15 protein-coding genes are annotated in these 16,921 nt (G+C 47.8%); all 15 read right to left on the bottom strand.

The annotated features are described in order from the left end of the window. Window positions 1-30 precede the first annotated feature (30 nt). A complete protein-coding gene (locus tag JKP77_RS10305; protein ID WP_218311107.1) occupies window positions 31-1,365 on the bottom strand; it encodes a sodium-dependent transporter in 1,335 nt (444 codons plus the stop codon). 92 nt (window positions 1,366-1,457) lie between these two features. Beyond that, window positions 1,458-3,506 carry a carboxy terminal-processing peptidase gene (gene prc / locus JKP77_RS10300; protein WP_218311106.1) on the bottom strand — a complete coding sequence of 683 codons (2,049 nt, stop codon included), beginning with the start codon at window positions 3,504-3,506 and terminating at the stop codon, window positions 1,458-1,460. Window position 3,507: 1 nt separating this feature from the next. Then, entirely contained in the window at window positions 3,508-4,176 is a 669-nt protein-coding gene (gene proQ, locus JKP77_RS10295) for an RNA chaperone ProQ (RefSeq protein WP_218311105.1), read from the bottom strand. Window positions 4,177-4,195: 19 nt separating this feature from the next. After that, window positions 4,196-4,486, bottom strand: a complete 291-nt coding sequence (locus JKP77_RS10290) for a hypothetical protein (protein WP_218311104.1) — start codon at window positions 4,484-4,486, stop codon at window positions 4,196-4,198. Then, window positions 4,483-4,938, bottom strand: a complete 456-nt coding sequence (locus JKP77_RS10285) for a GAF domain-containing protein (protein ID WP_246601165.1) — start codon at window positions 4,936-4,938, stop codon at window positions 4,483-4,485. The genes JKP77_RS10290 and JKP77_RS10285 overlap by 4 nt, the downstream gene beginning before the upstream one ends. A gap of 13 nt (window positions 4,939-4,951) precedes the next feature. Then, entirely contained in the window at window positions 4,952-5,644 is a 693-nt protein-coding gene (locus JKP77_RS10280) for an SIMPL domain-containing protein (protein ID WP_218311103.1), read from the bottom strand. A 77-nt stretch (window positions 5,645-5,721) separates the two neighbouring features. Further along, complete coding sequence (locus JKP77_RS10275) at window positions 5,722-6,951, bottom strand: nucleoside recognition domain-containing protein (RefSeq protein ID WP_218311102.1); 1,230 nt, start codon at window positions 6,949-6,951, stop codon at window positions 5,722-5,724. A 355-nt stretch (window positions 6,952-7,306) separates the two neighbouring features. Then, window positions 7,307-8,428, bottom strand: coding sequence for a pyridoxal-phosphate-dependent aminotransferase family protein (locus JKP77_RS10270; RefSeq protein ID WP_246601164.1), 1,122 nt, complete (start codon window positions 8,426-8,428; stop codon window positions 7,307-7,309). A gap of 444 nt (window positions 8,429-8,872) precedes the next feature. Beyond that, window positions 8,873-9,412: a gamma carbonic anhydrase family protein gene (locus JKP77_RS10265; RefSeq protein WP_218311101.1), complete on the bottom strand. Its 540-nt coding sequence runs from the start codon at window positions 9,410-9,412 to the stop codon at window positions 8,873-8,875. Window positions 9,413-9,420: 8 nt separating this feature from the next. Continuing rightward, window positions 9,421-10,281, bottom strand: coding sequence for an acyl-CoA thioesterase II (gene tesB, locus JKP77_RS10260; protein ID WP_218311100.1), 861 nt, complete (start codon window positions 10,279-10,281; stop codon window positions 9,421-9,423). Beyond that, a complete protein-coding gene (locus JKP77_RS10255) occupies window positions 10,268-12,130 on the bottom strand; it encodes a protein kinase domain-containing protein (RefSeq protein WP_218311099.1) in 1,863 nt (620 codons plus the stop codon). Before JKP77_RS10255 ends, tesB begins: the two co-directional genes overlap by 14 nt. A gap of 2 nt (window positions 12,131-12,132) precedes the next feature. After that, the gene (locus JKP77_RS10250; protein ID WP_218311098.1) at window positions 12,133-12,987 is read right to left on the bottom strand and encodes a 23S rRNA (adenine(2030)-N(6))-methyltransferase RlmJ; all 855 of its coding nucleotides are present in this window, start codon (window positions 12,985-12,987) and stop codon (window positions 12,133-12,135) included. A 104-nt stretch (window positions 12,988-13,091) separates the two neighbouring features. Then, the gene (locus tag JKP77_RS10245; RefSeq protein ID WP_218311097.1) at window positions 13,092-14,720 is read right to left on the bottom strand and encodes a dihydrolipoyllysine-residue acetyltransferase; all 1,629 of its coding nucleotides are present in this window, start codon (window positions 14,718-14,720) and stop codon (window positions 13,092-13,094) included. Between the two features lie 12 nt (window positions 14,721-14,732). Next, entirely contained in the window at window positions 14,733-15,710 is a 978-nt protein-coding gene (locus tag JKP77_RS10240) for an alpha-ketoacid dehydrogenase subunit beta (protein ID WP_218311096.1), read from the bottom strand. Then, a complete protein-coding gene (locus JKP77_RS10235) occupies window positions 15,710-16,897 on the bottom strand; it encodes a thiamine pyrophosphate-dependent dehydrogenase E1 component subunit alpha (protein ID WP_218311095.1) in 1,188 nt (395 codons plus the stop codon). Before JKP77_RS10235 ends, JKP77_RS10240 begins: the two co-directional genes overlap by 1 nt. Window positions 16,898-16,921: the final 24 nt, after the last annotated feature.

Here is a 16,921-nt window from a genome sequence, read left to right as displayed (position 1 = left end):
GTTATTATTCTATCCTGTTAAACGCAGTGATCAGGCCACAGACCGAAAGAACATCACGAAAATGATGACCGGACAAACGAAGCGCACATACCATGGCCAGATCTTCCAAAACAGCCCGCTTTCAATCTCGTCATTTCCTGCTCTAAGTTCTTTGAGAATAGCGTCCCGACGCCACACCCAGCCAGCAAAGATACACAGCGCGAGGCCAAGAAGCGGCTGACTGTATTGAGTTGTGACAGAAATAACAAGTCCAAACAGTTGTTCGAAATTAAAGATGATGGTTGTACTGGCGGCAAAAATAACCGCGGTTACCAGCCAGACAGCACGCTTGCGTGCAATACCTTTACTTTCAACCAGGTATGCAACTGGCACTTCCAGCATGGAAATAGACGATGTGACTGCCGCAATTACCATTAATGCAAAAAAGGCAAATGCCACTAACAACCCCACCGTTCCAATAGTATCAAAAAGTGCAGGCAAAACCGTAAAGATAAGGGTATCACCCTCTATCAATGCACCATCAGATGTGAAAATTTCTACGCCGTTGTTCAAAGCCACGTACATCGCAGGAATAATCAACATCCCCGCTATCACGGCAACACCAATATCCACGAGGGCAACGGATGCTCCGAGCGTCGGTAAGTTTTCGTGTTTACTGACGTACGAACCATACACCAGCATAGTGCCCACACCCAGTGACATAGAGAAGAATGCCTGGCCCATGGCAGATATTAGTAGATCCGGGTTCATTATCTGGCTGAAATCTGGAACGAGGTACGCGCTCCAGCCTTCGACTGCGCCCGGCTGAAAACTGACATAAATGATAAGCGCCAGAATGATAATCACCAGGGTTGGCATTAAGCGAACCGACCATTTTTCAATGCCTGATTTAACGCCCCCCAGCACGATAAGTGATGTGAGGATAAGGAATAATGCGCAAAACAGGGTATCGCGTAACCCTGAACCGGTAAGTAGCCAGTCTGAAGCACTCCCCATGCCGACAATATTTACCGCAGAATCGGCAAAGTAGACGAGCATCCAGCCACCGACGATGGCGTAAAATGACAGTATCAACGCAACGGTGATCCCGCCCCATATACCAGTAGCACGTCCTATCCAGCTGTTTGAGATTTTACCTAAGGCATCAACCATGTTCGACCGGGTTGCCCGGCCAATAATTAACTCGGCCATGAGAACAGGATAAGCCAGCACGAAAGCCAAAAGCAGATAAACCAGTACGAAAGCTGCTCCCCCGTTACTGGCTACTTTTGTAGGAAAGCCCCAGATATTACCCAGCCCCACCGCAGAACCTGCGGCTGCCAGGACAAAACCGATTCGAGAGGAAAATTCACCTCGGATAGCCATGATGTCGTCCCTTTATTATTTTTTTATTGGTATATTTTATTATCAGACACAAAAAAAGGGCTGGCGATACACCAGCCCTCTTTGTTCAGGTCTTAGTTGTGCGTAATTGCGTACTTTCCGGTTTCGATGAGGTCGTAAGTAATATTCGCGGCCTCATCCAGGAATGGATCTAATTCTTCAATCTCATCAAGATCCTCTGGCAGGTCGTCCATTTTCGCAATCGGTTCACGATTCATACGCTTAAGGCGTTCATTGGTACGAGCCAGCTCTTTGTCTTGCGCTTCCTCTTTCTCAGCAATGCGCTCTGACTTCACTAACGAAATATAATCACGATCTTTGTGTTTATTATATTCCTCAATGTCCTCATAAATGTATGAGAACTCAGGATCCTGCATAATACGCTTGTTATGCTTGGCGGTAAGTACGTCCAGCGCATTCTGGCTGTCGCCAAAGGTTGTGTAATTCGCACGATTGATACTGTCCCACGGTAGCGCCGTCTCTTCCTGACTTTCTCCCCAATCAGCTGGTTCAATAGCGGATGGGTACAGAATGTCAGGCACTACGCCCTTATGCTGTGTACTGCCACCATCAATACGATAGAATTTAGCAATGGTAAATTGCACGCTGCCTAACGGATTATCGTAAAGATCGTAAATTCTGCCAAGACCTCTGTGCTGTTGCACGGTCCCCTTACCAAAGGTTTGCTCACCAATGATAAGTGCACGGTTGTAGTCCTGCATCGCCGCCGCAAAAATCTCAGAAGCCGAGGCACTGTAGCGGTCGACCAATACGGTAAGCGGACCATCATAAGATACCAGTCCATCAGTATCACGGTTGACGCTGACTTTACCTTCGCCGTACCGAATCTGTACAACCGGCCCTTTTTCAATAAATAAACCGGTTAACAGGGTCGCTTCAGTTAGCGAACCGCCCCCGTTACCACGCAAATCGACGATAACACCACGTACGTCTTGCGCTTTCAGGGAATCCAGTTCTTTTTTCACGTCTGCATGCAGGTTATTGTAAAAACTAGGAATAGTAATTACGCCAAGCTTTTCACCTTCATGCGGGCCAGAGTCTGGTACATACACTTCAGACTTTGCTGCGCGATCTTCTAACTTGATTTTGTCACGTGTCATGCTGACAACAGACATGCTTTTCGATTCTGTCGCGCCCTTTTGAATTTGCAGGCGAACCGTACTGCCTTTAGGTCCTTTGATTAAATCAACCACCTCATCCAGGCGCCAGCCAACTACATCAACAAATTCTTCATCGTCTTGCGCTACACCGATGATTTTATCTTCCGGTTTTAATGCACCAGATTTATCAGCCGGCCCACCAGGGACAATACTTTTGATAACGGTGTAATCTTCTTCACTTTGCAATACCGCACCTATCCCTTCAAAAGACAGGTTCATTTCCATTTGGAAACGGTCGGCATTACGAGGAGACAAATAACTGGTATGCGCTTCAATGCTTCTGGCAAACGAGTTCATAACAGTTTGGAAAACATCTTCGCTTTTTGCCTGTTTAAGACGCTTGATTGCCCGAGTGTAGCGTTTTTCCAATAACTCTTTGGCTTCGTCCCAGGTTTTATCAGCCAGAATTAGATTTAAGGCATCATACTTAACACGCTGACGCCATAATTCATCAAGCTCGGCTTTGGTTTCAGGCCACGATGCATCTTCCCGGTCGTAATAAAACTTATCGTCTTTCTTTTCAAAGTCGAAAGGTTCATCCAACAATGACAGGGCAAACTCGAAACGCTCGATGCGACGTTCTGCACTTTTATTGTACATGTCGTAAGCAATACTCAGATTGCCACGACTCAACGCATCATCAAATTCGTTTTCAAATTTGTTGAAACTGGCTACGTCCGATTTCAACAATACTTGCTTGTTGTGATCAAGAGATTCCAGATAGCGCTCATAGATTAACTGCGAGAGCGTATCATCCAACGAAATTTCCTTGTAATGCGCACGTGTGAAAAGCGCGCTTACGCGCTTAGCTGCGACGCTGTGCTGTGTTTCCTGTTGTAAAAGAGGAAGATCTTCAACCTCAGGAGAGTTGGTCACAGCACCAGCGCCCACTCCTACGGTCAGGAATGCACTGGCTATGGAAATTCGAAGGATATCTTTCATATTACGACCTCTTGGAACGTGCCAAACGTAAAGCCTCAGAAGTGACTTTGACTACCATGCCCGAATCAAGCTGAACGTGTACACCATCTTTCGCAACTTCAGTAATAACAGCAGGCATAGGCGCTTTGCCTAATTTTACTGTTACCTGAGTACCTTGCTTAAGATCGTCGTCCGTCAATTTTGCAGGCGGTGTCTTATTTGGTCTGTTTAATTTCGGTTTAGTTCCCTGCTTACCGTCGTTTTTACGATTGGCTGTGGCAGTATCGCTTCCCGACCGGCCAGGCTGGCGCTTGGGTTGCCCTTTGGGAGCCGCCTTTTGCTTGGCCTTTCGCTTCTCAGCAGCTTTCGCTTTACTTTCATCGAGCTGTTGACGAGCATGATCAGCATGCTCTTTCTCGATGACATCGCCTGGGTTTCCATCAAGATCTACCCGATGTTCACCCTCTTTGATGCTATGCAAATACCGCCAGCTATTCGTGTAATGCCTCAGCGTGGACCGAAGCATAGTTTTACTTACGCGCTCTTCTTCCTCGAGTCGTGATGCTAAATCCTGAAAAATACCAATTTTCAGTGGACGCGCTTCACCCTCAACGGAGAAACAGTTCGGAAATGACTCTGCAAGAAAGGCAATGACTTCCTTACTGCTTTTAAACTTCTCTGGTGATTCCATTAATGATATCTAAATGTGGTCAATACAATTCGTTATTATCCGAATCATCCCAAGTTGCCAGCGTGTGGTCAACCCAATCAAGCAATTCATCGTCATCTATATCCATTAAATTGCTATCTTGCTGCCAGGATTCCCAGCAATAGTGTAAAATTCGCTCAAGTCTGTCCGTTTCAATCTCTTCTTCGGCACGATCAAAAACTGCGTGAAGTATAAAATTTAAACGTTCAGACGCCTCACTTGGGTCATCATGCACATCAACCATGTCTTCGGGTGTCGATAACACCACCTGAATATCTACGCTGTACTTCATGATTGCTGGCTGACTACCAATGCCTGGGCAATCGCCTCAAGTCCGGCCTGATCCTGTTCATCAAAGCGGCTGAACTCTGGACTGTCAATATCCAGCACGCCAATCAAGGTATCATTTACGATAAGTGGTATGACGATTTCTGAATTGGATGCGGCATCACAGGCAATGTGCCCCGCAAAAGCATGCACATCATCAACACGCTGTGTTGTTTTCATTTCGGCTGCCGTACCACACACGCCCTTACCCATTGGAATACGAATACAGGCCGGCTGGCCCTGAAAAGGGCCCAGCACTAACTGTGATTCTTTGAAAAGGTAGAAGCCAGCCCAGTTTACACTGTTCATGTTATTAAACAGCAGTGCACTGATATTTGCCATATTGGCGATAAGATCATGTTCGCCATCCACCAGGCTGCGAGCCTGATGGATTAATTGTTCATAATTTGTTTCCAATTCTTGTTTCCTGTTACTGCTCTATAGAAAATGTCACGTTAACCCGAGCGTTGATTTGCTGTTGGCCAGGCATAGAGGCACTCATGTCCTCTGCAAAGGCTTTTGCTCGCATCACCGGAACCGGCATATTGCCACCAGACTCGGATATTGCAACCACATCACCCACTTTCACGCCTAACTCTTTCGCTAACAGCGCTGCTCTTGCTTTTGCATCGCCTACTGCCGCTACTAACGCTTGCTCATATGCATTAGTCTGACCACTTGCGACAAATTCAAACTGCTGAATGCGATCAACGCCACGCCCCAAAACGCCGTCGATGATTTTATCATAGCTGCTGATTTCGGAATGGGTGATTTGCACCTCGCGACTTAACACAAACCCGTTTTGTTCACGGCCCGTTTGCGTATTTTCATAACGAGGATTTAGTCGTACTTGCATCGACTGTATATTTTCCTCTTTTACGCCCTGTTTTAGCAGAAATTTTACCACTTCTTCGAGTTCGCCTGACAGGTGCTGATTTAACTTAGATACTGTTTCACCTTGCTCTTCAAGGATAAACGTCACGGAATACGCGTCAGGCGTGACGGCGACGGCCCCTTGCCCCTGTACATTAATTGAAGCTGATTGCTGAGCGATGGCTCCAGAAGAGACAAACAGACAGCCAACCAGGGCGAAACCAGATAACGCAGACTTCATCGAAAACATACAAACTCCTAAAATTATGATTCATCATTACCATGACATTCTAGACATGAATCAATAATGAATACTGTCTGAATTTGTTACCCGAAGAACCAGTAACTGACGGCGATAGCCGCGGTAATTCCGGCCGCATCGGCAGCCAGGCAACATGCTACGGCATGGCGGGCGTGTCGCACGCCTACGGCGCCAAGATATACAGCTAGTACGTAAAAAGTGGTCTCGGTAGATCCCTGTAATACCGATGCCAGGCGCCCGGCGAAAGAATCTGCGCCATGAAACTGCATAGTTTCAATCATCATGGCACGCGCGCCACTACCACTGAGTGGTTTCATCATTGCCGTTGGCAGCGCATCAACAAAACGGGTATCTGCACCGATAAACGCCACCATGCTGGCTATAGACTGCGTCATTAATTCCATCACTCCGCTTGCGCGAAGCATCCCAATCGCAATTAACATCGCAATTAAATAAGGGATCAGTGAAATCGCCACCTCAAACCCTTTCTTCGCCCCTTCAACAAACTCCTCATAGCAGTTTACCTGTCGTCTCCAGCCTGCGATGAGCACAACCACAATAAATGTAAACAACAACACATTCGCTATTACCGCGGATTGCGCAGCCAGAACGTCAGAGGCGAGGCTGCCAAAATAAAGAACCACGGCGGCAAGAAAAGCAAAGCCCGTGCCCAGGTACAACAGTACAACTTTGTTTAACAGGTTCACGCGCTGCACCAGGCAGGTGACGATCAGCCCTGCCAGCGTTGAGGCACTGGTTGCCAGTAAAATGGGAATAAACACATCGGTGGGCTGAGCAGCCCCCTGCTCTGCGCGATACAGAAATACCGCGATAGGAAATAACGTAACGGAGGACGTATTCAAAACTAAAAACAGAATCTGGCTGTTGCTCAGCGTATCTTTTTTCGGCGACAGCGTTTGCATATCCTGCATCGCTTTTATGCCAAAGGGTGTTGCGGCATTGTCCAGTCCGAGAATATTCGCGGACATGTTCATGGTGATGCTGCCCAGTGCAGGATGATGTGCAGGGATCTCGGGCATGACCCGGCGCAGAAATGGAGACAGCACACTGGCCATTTTGTCCACGATGCCAGATTGTTCCGCTACCCGGAAAATACCGAGCCAGAACGCCAGCACGCCAATCAACCCTATAGCAATGTCAACACTCAGGGTAGCCATTGCCGTGACGGCATCCATGACATCCTGAAATGTGCCGGCCTGTTGATTGAATAACGCCTGATAGCAAGCAGCAATGAAAGCCGAAAGAATAAAGAAAAGCCAGAGTCTGGATAACATAAGAACCTATCACATCTACACAATATGAAGTGCGAACAGGTCTGAGGATATACAGAGCTTACACCGAGGAACGGGTAAACGATAAATTACCTGTTACCGCAGAGTCAGTCAGAAAAGACCACAGTCAACGCCCCTTGGCCGCTCCCGGCAAAATATGCTGCCACCAGGGTGATGAATATGACTTTCTTCCGTGTTCTTATCGATGACCATTTCCATTCCCTGCCACCTTCGCCGCACAATGGCAGGTTTAATGTACGCAGGGTAGTTTCCGACATATCCGCACTTTCTTTGTATCCAGTGTACAACAACTGCTCTTAAAATCAGCGTGTTATCACGCTGATCTATCAGTTTTTTTTCAGGAAAGTACGCGTGTTAGTGCGGCTACGCAGTGATCGATGTTACGGTCTTTGCACGCATAGCCCATCAGACCAATTCTCCAGACTTTGCCAGCCAGGTCTCCAAGCCCGGCACCAATCTCGAGATTATAGGTATCGAGTAACTGCTTTCGAACTTGTGCATCATCAACACCATCAGGGATCCTGACCACATTTAGCTGAGGCAAGCGATAGCTCTCATCCACGACCATATCGATACCAATACCTGCCAGGCCTTCGACCAGCTTCTGATGGCCATTAGCGTGACGCTGCCAGGCATTTTCCAGTCCTTCTTCTTTTAACATCACTAACGATTCGTAAAGTGCGTAGATACTGTTTACCGGCGCGGTGTGGTGATACGCACGCTTACCGCCCTGCCCCCAGTAGCCAACAATGAGATTCATATCCAAAAACCAGCTTTGTACCGGCGTTTTTCTGGATTTTATAACCTCTACGGCTTTATCGCTGAAAGACACAGGGGAAAGACCTGGTACACAGCTCAAACATTTTTGCGATCCTGAGTAGATAGCATCAATTTGCCACCCATCCACATCAACCTCTATGCCTCCCAGCGATGTCACCGCATCGACGATTGTCAGGCAGTCATATTGTCTGGCAAGCTCACAGAGAGTCTTAGCGTCATTTCTCACACCAGTGGATGTCTCCGCATGAACAAAGGCAACGACCTTAATATCTGGATGCTGCTTTAACGCATCCTCCACTTTCTGCAACGATGTTTGTTCTCCCCAGGTATCTTCAACAATAACGGGTGTCGCTCCCATACGTTTTACGTTCTCTACCATCCGCGTACCAAATACGCCATTTACACAAACCAGAACGGTATCACCGGCTTCAACCAGATTTGCAAAGCATGCTTCCATCCCTGCTGAGCCGGGCGCAGAAACAGGCATAGTGAGTGCATTGGTAGTCTTAAAGGCATACTGCAGAAGTTGCTTGGTGTCATCCATCAGTTCGATAAACAGTGGGTCAAGGTGACCAACTGTAGAACGTGCCATGGCATTTAACACCCGGGGATGGACGTCAGAAGGACCAGGTCCCATCAACGTGCGCTCTGGGGGCAAAAATGTACCGAAATCTTTCATAACCTCTCCTGTAATCTGCAACTGTGGCCAGTACTCTATTAGTGTAGCCATTGTTACAATGATTCAGCCGAACAACAACAGACTGTCATGAAGATAACTTTGATGAATAGTCACGTGTTGGAATGAGGTTGTGCAAAAGTAAGTGACTAAATTGTGAGCATTGTGTGGATAATTTTTAATCACCCCATCAATGCTCAGACCAGATTTGAAGCCCTTGTTTTAACAGGAATATTGGAAAATACGATAAGTGTCTGATACGCTTTCACTAAATTTTCACAAAAAATTGTTTATAAAGTAAACAAAAGTGATCTATGATTACTGTCCGTTGTAACCAATTTGCATGAACTTCTCCCTTGCAATAGTTAGCGCACGGCTCAGCAATGAGCCATTCCCCTAGGCCCGGAACTTATGTTCTGGGCATTTTTTATTCAGGGGAAAGTAAATTCAAACGTAGGCTGCAGGATCACTCACAGTGCTAAGTCCACTGGCAAATCGCCTGCCATTTTCAACATAGTGATCGGCTGACGCTTTTAGTTTGTCCAGAACCGCGCTATCCAGAGTTTTCACCACTTTACCCGGCGAGCCTACCACCAGTGAGAAGTCCGGAACTTCCATATTCTCCGTGATGAGTGCATTTGCACCGATGATGCACCCCTTACCGATCTTTGCGCCATTTAGAACAACAGCATTAATACCAATAAGGCTGTAATCGCCAATGCGGCAACCATGAAGCATCACTTTATGACCCACCGTAACGCCTTTTCCTAACGTCAGTGATATACCCGAATCGGTGTGCAGCACACTGCCATCCTGAATATTGGTATCTTCCCCAATAGTGATGGTATCCATATCCCCGCGGATCACCGCGTTGAACCAGACACTGACGTTATCTTCCAGTTTCACATCACCAATTACATGCGCGCCGGGGGCAATATAAACATCTTTCCCTACCTCGGGTTTGTGTCCATCCAGTTCATAAATCATGGCGTCTCCTAGTTATCAATTTTTCGCATCAATCCTTCCTGCATGGTGGATGCTATCAGTTCACCTTGCTGATTAAACAGCTGTCCCTTTACAATTCCGCGAGCGTTGCCGCTAAATGGGCTTTCCATCGCGTAGAGTAACCATTCGTTCATATTAACCGGACGATGAAACCACATCGCATGGTCAATTGTGGCAATCCGCAAACTCTTATCTGTGACGGCTATACCATGTGGCTGTAAAGACGTGCTTAAGAAGTGGTAGTCAGACGCATAGGCCAGTGCAGCCTGATGCAACGCCTGGTTATCAGCCAGAATGTCTCGTGAGCGCATCCATATATATCGCACTGGTTCTCTGACAGTGGCCTGGTAAGAATTAGCAGCGTCTACCGTACGGATGTCTACAGGTTTGTGATAGCTAAGCGCTTCCTGCATGGGTCTGGCCATTTTTTCAAAGTTTTTCTCATAAAAAGCAATATCCGGCTCAACGTTTTCTGGGGGCGGTACGTTAGGCATATCCGCTTTCTGGTGCTCCATCCCCTTTTCTATTTGTTGAAAAGACGCCGTCATATAAAAAATATTGCGACCATCCTGAATGGCTTTAATACGCCGGGCAGAAAAGCTGCGTCCATCCCTGACGACTTCGACATCGTAAATAACCGGCTTTTGTGCATCCCCGGGAAGCAGAAAGTAAGAATGAAAAGAATGGGCAACTCTGTCATCGTCTACCGTGCGGTATGCTGCCGCCAGCGCTTGTCCGAGTACCTGGCCGCCAAATAACGCCCGAAATCCAAGGTCCCAGCTCTGGCCTCGAAACAAACCAGATTCGATTCTTTCCATCTCAAATAATGATGCGAGTTTAACCTCTGACATGCGCGTTGTTTTCTCCTGTTAGTTCGCTTTTCGGGTTTCTCGGGTAATACTTTTCCGGCAATTGTGCTTTATGCTCAAAGTAACGCGTATCTTTATAGGGTAATTTCATAAACCCTGAAATCCCCACGCCATTGATAGTTGGCACCTGGTCGACAATCGCATTCAGTATTTGCGTAAACCTTTCTGCCTGACTGTGATCCAGCAACATATAATAACTGTGTATTTTCAAATGGGTTGGCAATGCCTCAAAAATAATACAGCCAGTATGGTGAATGGTGTTAAGTTCTTCCAGTAACGACATCAGTGTAGGCGGGAGCTTTAACAACTCATCAGGATCATCCCCATCCTCAAAATAAGAGTGGGTTCTGCTGTCGTCTTTTACTACTGACACCCGGGAAAGTTCAAAGGGGATATGGCAGTTACTATCTGGCACAAAGGGAACCTCCTCACTCACGCGCTCAATATGCAGCGTATCTTTTGCATTAAACATACAGCACTTAAATATACCGCTGCGGTGAATGGCCCTGGCCAGCGTGATGACATTATTAACAGCCATCTCAAATGCTGGCTTTAACCCCTCATCGTACAAATTAAGGCTTGAGTCGACATAAATTCCATCGGGTTCCCAGCGTATCGCTAGTCCGCCCACTACAGGATACCGGCCAAGCCGGCTAACTGCGGCAATAAACCCTTTTTCAGTTTCTCCCATTCCCTGAAGGTAGTTTTTATAGTAGCGGTCAAACTGGGCATCATCGACGTACCGCAGCTCATTCTCCGCATCTACATTTTCCTGACGCAAGAAGGACTTCCGTGAAGAATACACCACCGTTTCTATTTCATGATCGGTGTCGCCAATCCAGGTAGGTATTAACGCCTGGTATTGCGCTGGTTTATCTTGAGCAAACACAAGTTGACGCAGTACATGAAGATTTTTGAAGAAATAGTCACCGCCCTGACGGCGCTTGGTGTCGTCATCGCTGAGCATATAATCCAGGATATTGGCCAGCATTTTTGGTAAGCCAAGCGAAAGCGGCGTGATGACTTTTCTGCCGTACCGGCTGGACTGACCGGAGGCCAGTGCGTAAAGCGTACTGGCCATGCCCTGCTCATCGAAGCGTGGCGATGACAAGGCGCCGTTTAGCTGATCTTCACCGATAAAATATACGTCGCCCAGTCGCGCATTGGTCTGGTGCAGTTCGCCGGACATGAGATCCATCACGTTGTTACCAACATACTGTCCGGTTTCATCCGTTTGCGCGAATACCGATGAGCCCCAATCGATGAGGCCAACGGTTTCCGTGTTCTCATCCCACACAAGATTAGACGGTTTGATGTCGCCGTGAACCAGGGGCTTCGCCTCGCCTTTTTCACGATATTGGCGAAGGTATAGCAGCATATCACCGATTTGCACCGCCAGTTTTACAATTAGTCTTGGCGATAGCGGCCCGCGATTCAGGCTGACTTTCTCCAGATCATCGCCGATGGCTCTTTCCATCACAAGAATGGCCTGTTTGCCAATTTGCTGAAACTCAACCAGGGATGGCACGTTATGATGATTGACATGTCCGAGCATGAACGCTTCTTCTTCCAGCCTGTCCTGAATATGCTGTGGCAAATTCACTCTGGAAAATTTAAATACCCGCTCCCTGGCATCTGGCGCTATACCGGAAAACGCGAACCCAAATGCGCCTTTTCCTATCATTTCTATATGCCGGTAACCCAGCCATTCCAATTGTTCTTTACACAGGTTCACCCAGTCTTTCAGCTTTTTCGCATCCGCATGAGAGAGCAGATACACGGACTGCTCTTCAGGAATATAGAAATGCTTCAGCGCCTTGGGCTGGTTCATCGCTATGCTGACTCCCGCTTACGCCATGTGACTGACACCTTAATATTGTCTCCCAAAGCGGGAGCAATGGCATTTAAGGCATCCGTTAATTGCGTATCGAGCTGCCAGGATGGATTAATAAACAGTAACCCTGAACCATACATACCGGTATCCGATGAATTATCGGCTACATGCAACTCTGCAGTAAACGCGGTTTTGCCAGACTCGGTAAGTGCTTCAACCATACGCTCACTGCAACCACTCTTCTGGCCAGCCCGCGCAGATAATAAGGGATACCAGATCACAATTTGCGCCTGTGCCCATTTTTTGAGTATGGCGTTTACAGTATCCGTAACCGATTGATATTCTGACAATAACTCGTATGGGGGATCGATTAACACTGCACCACGTACTGGCGACGGAGGTGCTAATGCATTTAATCCTTCAAGGCCATCTCTGTGATGAATATGAACTTGTCCACGTGCCAGTCCCTTTAACGAGGCTTGCAATTTAGGTATTTCCGCGGGGTGCAGTTCCATCACGTGTAGCTGGTCGTTGTCGCGCAATAATGTTGCGGCGATTACCGGCGATCCCGGATAATAATGCTGTTGATAAAACTCGCCACAAAGCGTCAGGTATTTTTCTACTAATGGTTCCGCCATTGCAGTATCGACAAGCCTGGCGATACCAGACTCGTACTCACTGTTTTTACTTGCCTGTTCGTCATCAAGTGAATACTGCCCTGCTCCCGCATGCGTATCAAACAGCGTAAAGGGTTTGTTTTTTTTGCAAAGGTAATCAATGACAGCAATCCAGCCAAGATGTTTAATAACATCTGCATGATTGCCAGCGTGAAAAGCATGTTTGTAACTTAACAAAAGCGCCCTACAAATCGGTAAACATAAAAGCGTAGTGTATCGTTACCGGCATCAGGTCACAATCAGGAAGGTGCGCCCTGCTATGATTTACAGGGCGCTTGATGTTATTTCAGATGCATCAGCATTTTGGTAGGTGACGAAAGGTAGTCGCACCACAGGTTATTAAATCTCACCATGGTGGCCCCATCAATGATCCTGTGATCCCCAGACCAGTTAACCATCATAATGTTGTGCGCTTCTACGTCGCCGCTTTCACTGAAACGTGGTAGTGACTGCGTTTTCCCTAACGCGACAATGGCTGCTTCTGGTTTATTGATAACAGGAGTTGCTGTCATGCCACCTATCGCACCGATGTTCGAAATACTGATGGTACCCCCTTTGAGGAAATCACCACCTAGCTTTCCTTCACGGGCTTTGTCGATGATGAGTTGCATTTGCTCGGCAATTTCAAACAGACTCAAACCCTGCACACGTTTGATATTCGGAACCAGCAGGCCCACTTTTGAGTCAACCGCAAATCCGATATTATGATCATCGAAGAACGTTTGCTCGGTTCCATCGTCATTAAGCTGGCTATTGATGTTCGGAAACTCTAGCAGCGCAAGGGACATGGCTTTTACGAAAAACGGCATGAAGCTCAGTTTTACGCCCTTCTCGGCAAACACGGGTTTGAGCTCCTGGCGCAATGCAATTAGCGCATCCATTCGCAGCTCATCACTGATAGTAAAATGCGGAATGGTCTGAACCGACGCCGACATCTGTTTCGCCATTGCTGCCTGTACGCCGCGCACTTTTTCAGTACGTGTACCGCCAGCCGCCGCTGTTACCGCCTTCGTCTCAGGTTTCGCACTTCTAGCGCCCTGTGGCGATTCTGATGCGCCTGTTGATAGCGTCATAACATCCTTTTTCAGAATGCGGCCTTTTTTGCCTGAACCTTCAACCTCAGTGAGATCCAGTGATTTTTCACGGGCAATACGGCGCACGGCCGGGCTGGCTAATACTTTCCCGGGGATCGCTACGGGCGGTTCATATGCCCCGTCAGGCCACTTTGCGTTGGCATCCGCGGTACTTAACGTTGATTTTTTACCAGCGTCCGGTTTTGCTGACTCTGGGGTTGATGTCACCTGAGTGGAAGATTCTGCTGAGCCTTCAGTCGCCAGAGCGAACAGTGGCTCATGCACACGCGCGATATCGCCCTGCTGATAATACAGTTTATGCACCGTACCGGCATGCTTAGCGGGTATTTCGACCACCGCTTTATCAGTCATCACTTCAACAACAGGTTGATCTTCTTCAATACTGTCGCCTTCAGCAACGTGCCATTTCACAATCTCACATTCAACGATACCCTCACCGATATCAGGCAAAATAAAGTCTTCGGTAGTGGCACTGCTTTGCGGAATAGATGGAATTGCATCTGGCTGTGATTCTGTGTTTTCTGCACCTGATTCCGACTTGGATACAGGCGTAGCTTCCGTATTTGATGCCGAGTCGCCATCAATCTCCATTGCGAACAATGGCTCGTGAACTTTGGCAATCTCACCCACTTTATAATGAAGCTTTTTTACCGTGCCGGAGTGCATTGCAGGGATCTGTACTGTCGCTTTATCGGTCATGACCTCTGCAACAGGCTGATCTTCCTCAATCACGTCGCCTTCTTCTATCAGCCACTCCAGCAACTCGCATTCAACAATGCCCTCACCGATGTCGGGCAGAATAAATTCAGTTGTCATTATGCTACCCCCTTAGTAATTTAGTGTGCGCTTGATGGCTTCGTAGGTTTTGAACTGATCCGGCATGTACTCTTTTTCATGCGCAAGCGGATATGGCGTATCCAGTCCACACACCCGGGCAATCGGCGCTTCTAAATACAGAAAACATTTGTCCTGGACAGTCGCGGCAATTTCGCTGGCGAAACCACCTGTTTGCGGCGCTTCATGATTGATCAGTAAACGCCCTGTTTTCATAACCGATTCACAAACAGCGTCTACATCCCACGGAAGAATGCTGCGCAAGTCGATAATTTCACAGGAAACACCATCATCCAGCGCCATTTCTGCTGCTTTTTGTAGAATTTCAATTTGCGCACCCCAACCCAAAAGTGTGATGTCGCTTCCTTCCTGTACCGTGTCGGCTTTACCCAGTGGCAATTCATAATCGTCTTCCGGCACATCCGATACCGAGGCTCGATAAAGGCGCTTTGGCTCCATGAAAAGCACTGGGTTGTCATCGCGAATAGAGGCCAGTAGCAAACCTTTGGCCTGATAAGGGTTTCTGGGGATCACGATTTTCAACCCCGGACAGTGAGCAAAGAAAGCTTCAGGAGACTGACTATGATAGTGCCCGCCCGCAATGCCGCCGCCATACGGGGTACGAATGGTTAATGTACCAACACTGAATTGACCACCAGAGCGATAGCGGAACTTCGCGGTTTCATTAACGATTTGATCGAACGCCGGAAATATGTAGTCACCAAACTGAATTTCAGCAACGGGCACAGAACCTTGCGACGCCATTCCATTTGCAAATCCGATAATGCCCTGCTCTGTCAGTGGCGTGTTAAAACAGCGCCCTTTGCCGAATTTTTCCTGAAGGTGGCTGGTAGCGCGAAATACGCCACCAAAATGGCCGACGTCTTCGCCGAACACCATAACGCGTTCATCCTGCTCCATCACCGTGATAAGCGCATTATTAATTGCTTGCAGAAGATTCATTTTAGCCATTACTTCACTCTCCCTGAGGTTTTGGGATAGGCATCCGGGTACTTTTTGATGTGTGATTTCAATGCGTCAAGCTGCTCTTTAAGATGCCAGGGCACGTCATCATAGACGTCAGTGACGATATCTTCGATAGGACAAATATCCACTTTTTCTGACGTTTTAAGCGCTGCAAGGACATCCTGACGGGACTTTTCTATCAGCTTCTTATTGGCCTCTTCGTCATACCAGCCTTTAGACGTTAACCACTTTGCCATGCGCTGAATAGGATCTTTCGCCCGCCATTTATCTTCCTCTTCACGGGAGCGATAGCCAGTTGGATCGTCGGAGGTGGAGTGTGCCGCAAGGCGATAGGTCATTGCTTCTATCAAAACAGGACAGTTTTCTTTAAGCGCGATCTCTCGAGCCTGTTTTGTGGCAGCATACACCGCCAGAGGATCGTTACCGTCAACGCGAATGGTTTTTACCCCATAGCCAATCCCGCGAGAAGCAATTCCGTCTCCGGCAAACTGTTCATCGGCGGGTGTTGAAATAGCGTAGCCGTTGTTGCGGCAAAAAAAGATAACCGGACAATTCAGCACCGCAGCCATATTCAGACCCGCGTGAAAGTCACCTTCAGATGCCGCACCTTCACCAAAATAGCAAATCGTGATTGCTTCATTCCCTGCCATCTTTTGGCCGTAAGCATAACCTGACGCCTGCGGAATTTGCGTACCCAGCGGTGAAGATATGGTCATAAAATTCAGCGGCTTGTCACCGTAATGGATAGGCATTTGTCTGCCTTTGTTCGGGTCTTCCTGATTGCTGAACATTTGATTCATAAACTGTGTGGTAGTGTAACCACGGTAGGCAAGCGCCCCCTGCTCACGATACTGCGACATAATCATGTCTTTATCAGAAAGCGCGGCCGCACTGGCAACTGAAGCGGCTTCCTCACCGGTGCTGGCAAGATAAAAACTGATCCGCCCCTGACGCTGAGCACCAATCATTCGCTCGTCAAGAACGCGGATATACTCCATGGTGTCATAAATACGTGTGGCGGTTTCGCGGTCTATTTCCGGCTCTACCGCCTCGTCATGAAGACTGCCGTCTGGCTGTAGGATTTGTAGCATGGGAATGTCGATCAGGCCATTTTCGATAATATGTACCTGATGCGTTGTCGACACGCCGGCAAGGTGATTTCGATCTTTCACAATCCATCCCTCTTATTGGTGATG

It is taken from the genome of Alteromonas antoniana, assembly GCF_019249295.1.
GTDB classification, from domain to species: Bacteria; Pseudomonadota; Gammaproteobacteria; order Enterobacterales; family Alteromonadaceae; genus Alteromonas; species Alteromonas antoniana.
This window is presented reverse-complemented; position numbering and strand designations above follow the sequence as displayed.

What these genes read in the sequence shown, in the direction of transcription:
- tesB (WP_218311100.1), bottom strand. Translation starts at nt 10,281, where the DNA reads ATGTCAGAGGTTAAACTCGCATCATTATTTGAGATGGAAAGAATCGAA.
- JKP77_RS10290 (WP_218311104.1), bottom strand. Translation starts at nt 4,486, where the DNA reads ATGAAGTACAGCGTAGATATTCAGGTGGTGTTATCGACACCCGAAGAC.
- JKP77_RS10245 (WP_218311097.1), bottom strand. Translation starts at nt 14,720, where the DNA reads ATGACAACTGAATTTATTCTGCCCGACATCGGTGAGGGCATTGTTGAA.
- JKP77_RS10275 (WP_218311102.1), bottom strand. Translation starts at nt 6,951, where the DNA reads ATGTTATCCAGACTCTGGCTTTTCTTTATTCTTTCGGCTTTCATTGCT.
- JKP77_RS10240 (WP_218311096.1), bottom strand. Translation starts at nt 15,710, where the DNA reads ATGGCTAAAATGAATCTTCTGCAAGCAATTAATAATGCGCTTATCACG.
- proQ (WP_218311105.1), bottom strand. Translation starts at nt 4,176, where the DNA reads ATGGAATCACCAGAGAAGTTTAAAAGCAGTAAGGAAGTCATTGCCTTT.
- JKP77_RS10270 (WP_246601164.1), bottom strand. Translation starts at nt 8,428, where the DNA reads ATGAAAGATTTCGGTACATTTTTGCCCCCAGAGCGCACGTTGATGGGA.
- JKP77_RS10255 (WP_218311099.1), bottom strand. Translation starts at nt 12,130, where the DNA reads ATGAACCAGCCCAAGGCGCTGAAGCATTTCTATATTCCTGAAGAGCAG.
- JKP77_RS10265 (WP_218311101.1), bottom strand. Translation starts at nt 9,412, where the DNA reads ATGATTTATGAACTGGATGGACACAAACCCGAGGTAGGGAAAGATGTT.
- JKP77_RS10305 (WP_218311107.1), bottom strand. Translation starts at nt 1,365, where the DNA reads ATGGCTATCCGAGGTGAATTTTCCTCTCGAATCGGTTTTGTCCTGGCA.
- prc (WP_218311106.1), bottom strand. Translation starts at nt 3,506, where the DNA reads ATGAAAGATATCCTTCGAATTTCCATAGCCAGTGCATTCCTGACCGTA.
- JKP77_RS10280 (WP_218311103.1), bottom strand. Translation starts at nt 5,644, where the DNA reads ATGTTTTCGATGAAGTCTGCGTTATCTGGTTTCGCCCTGGTTGGCTGT.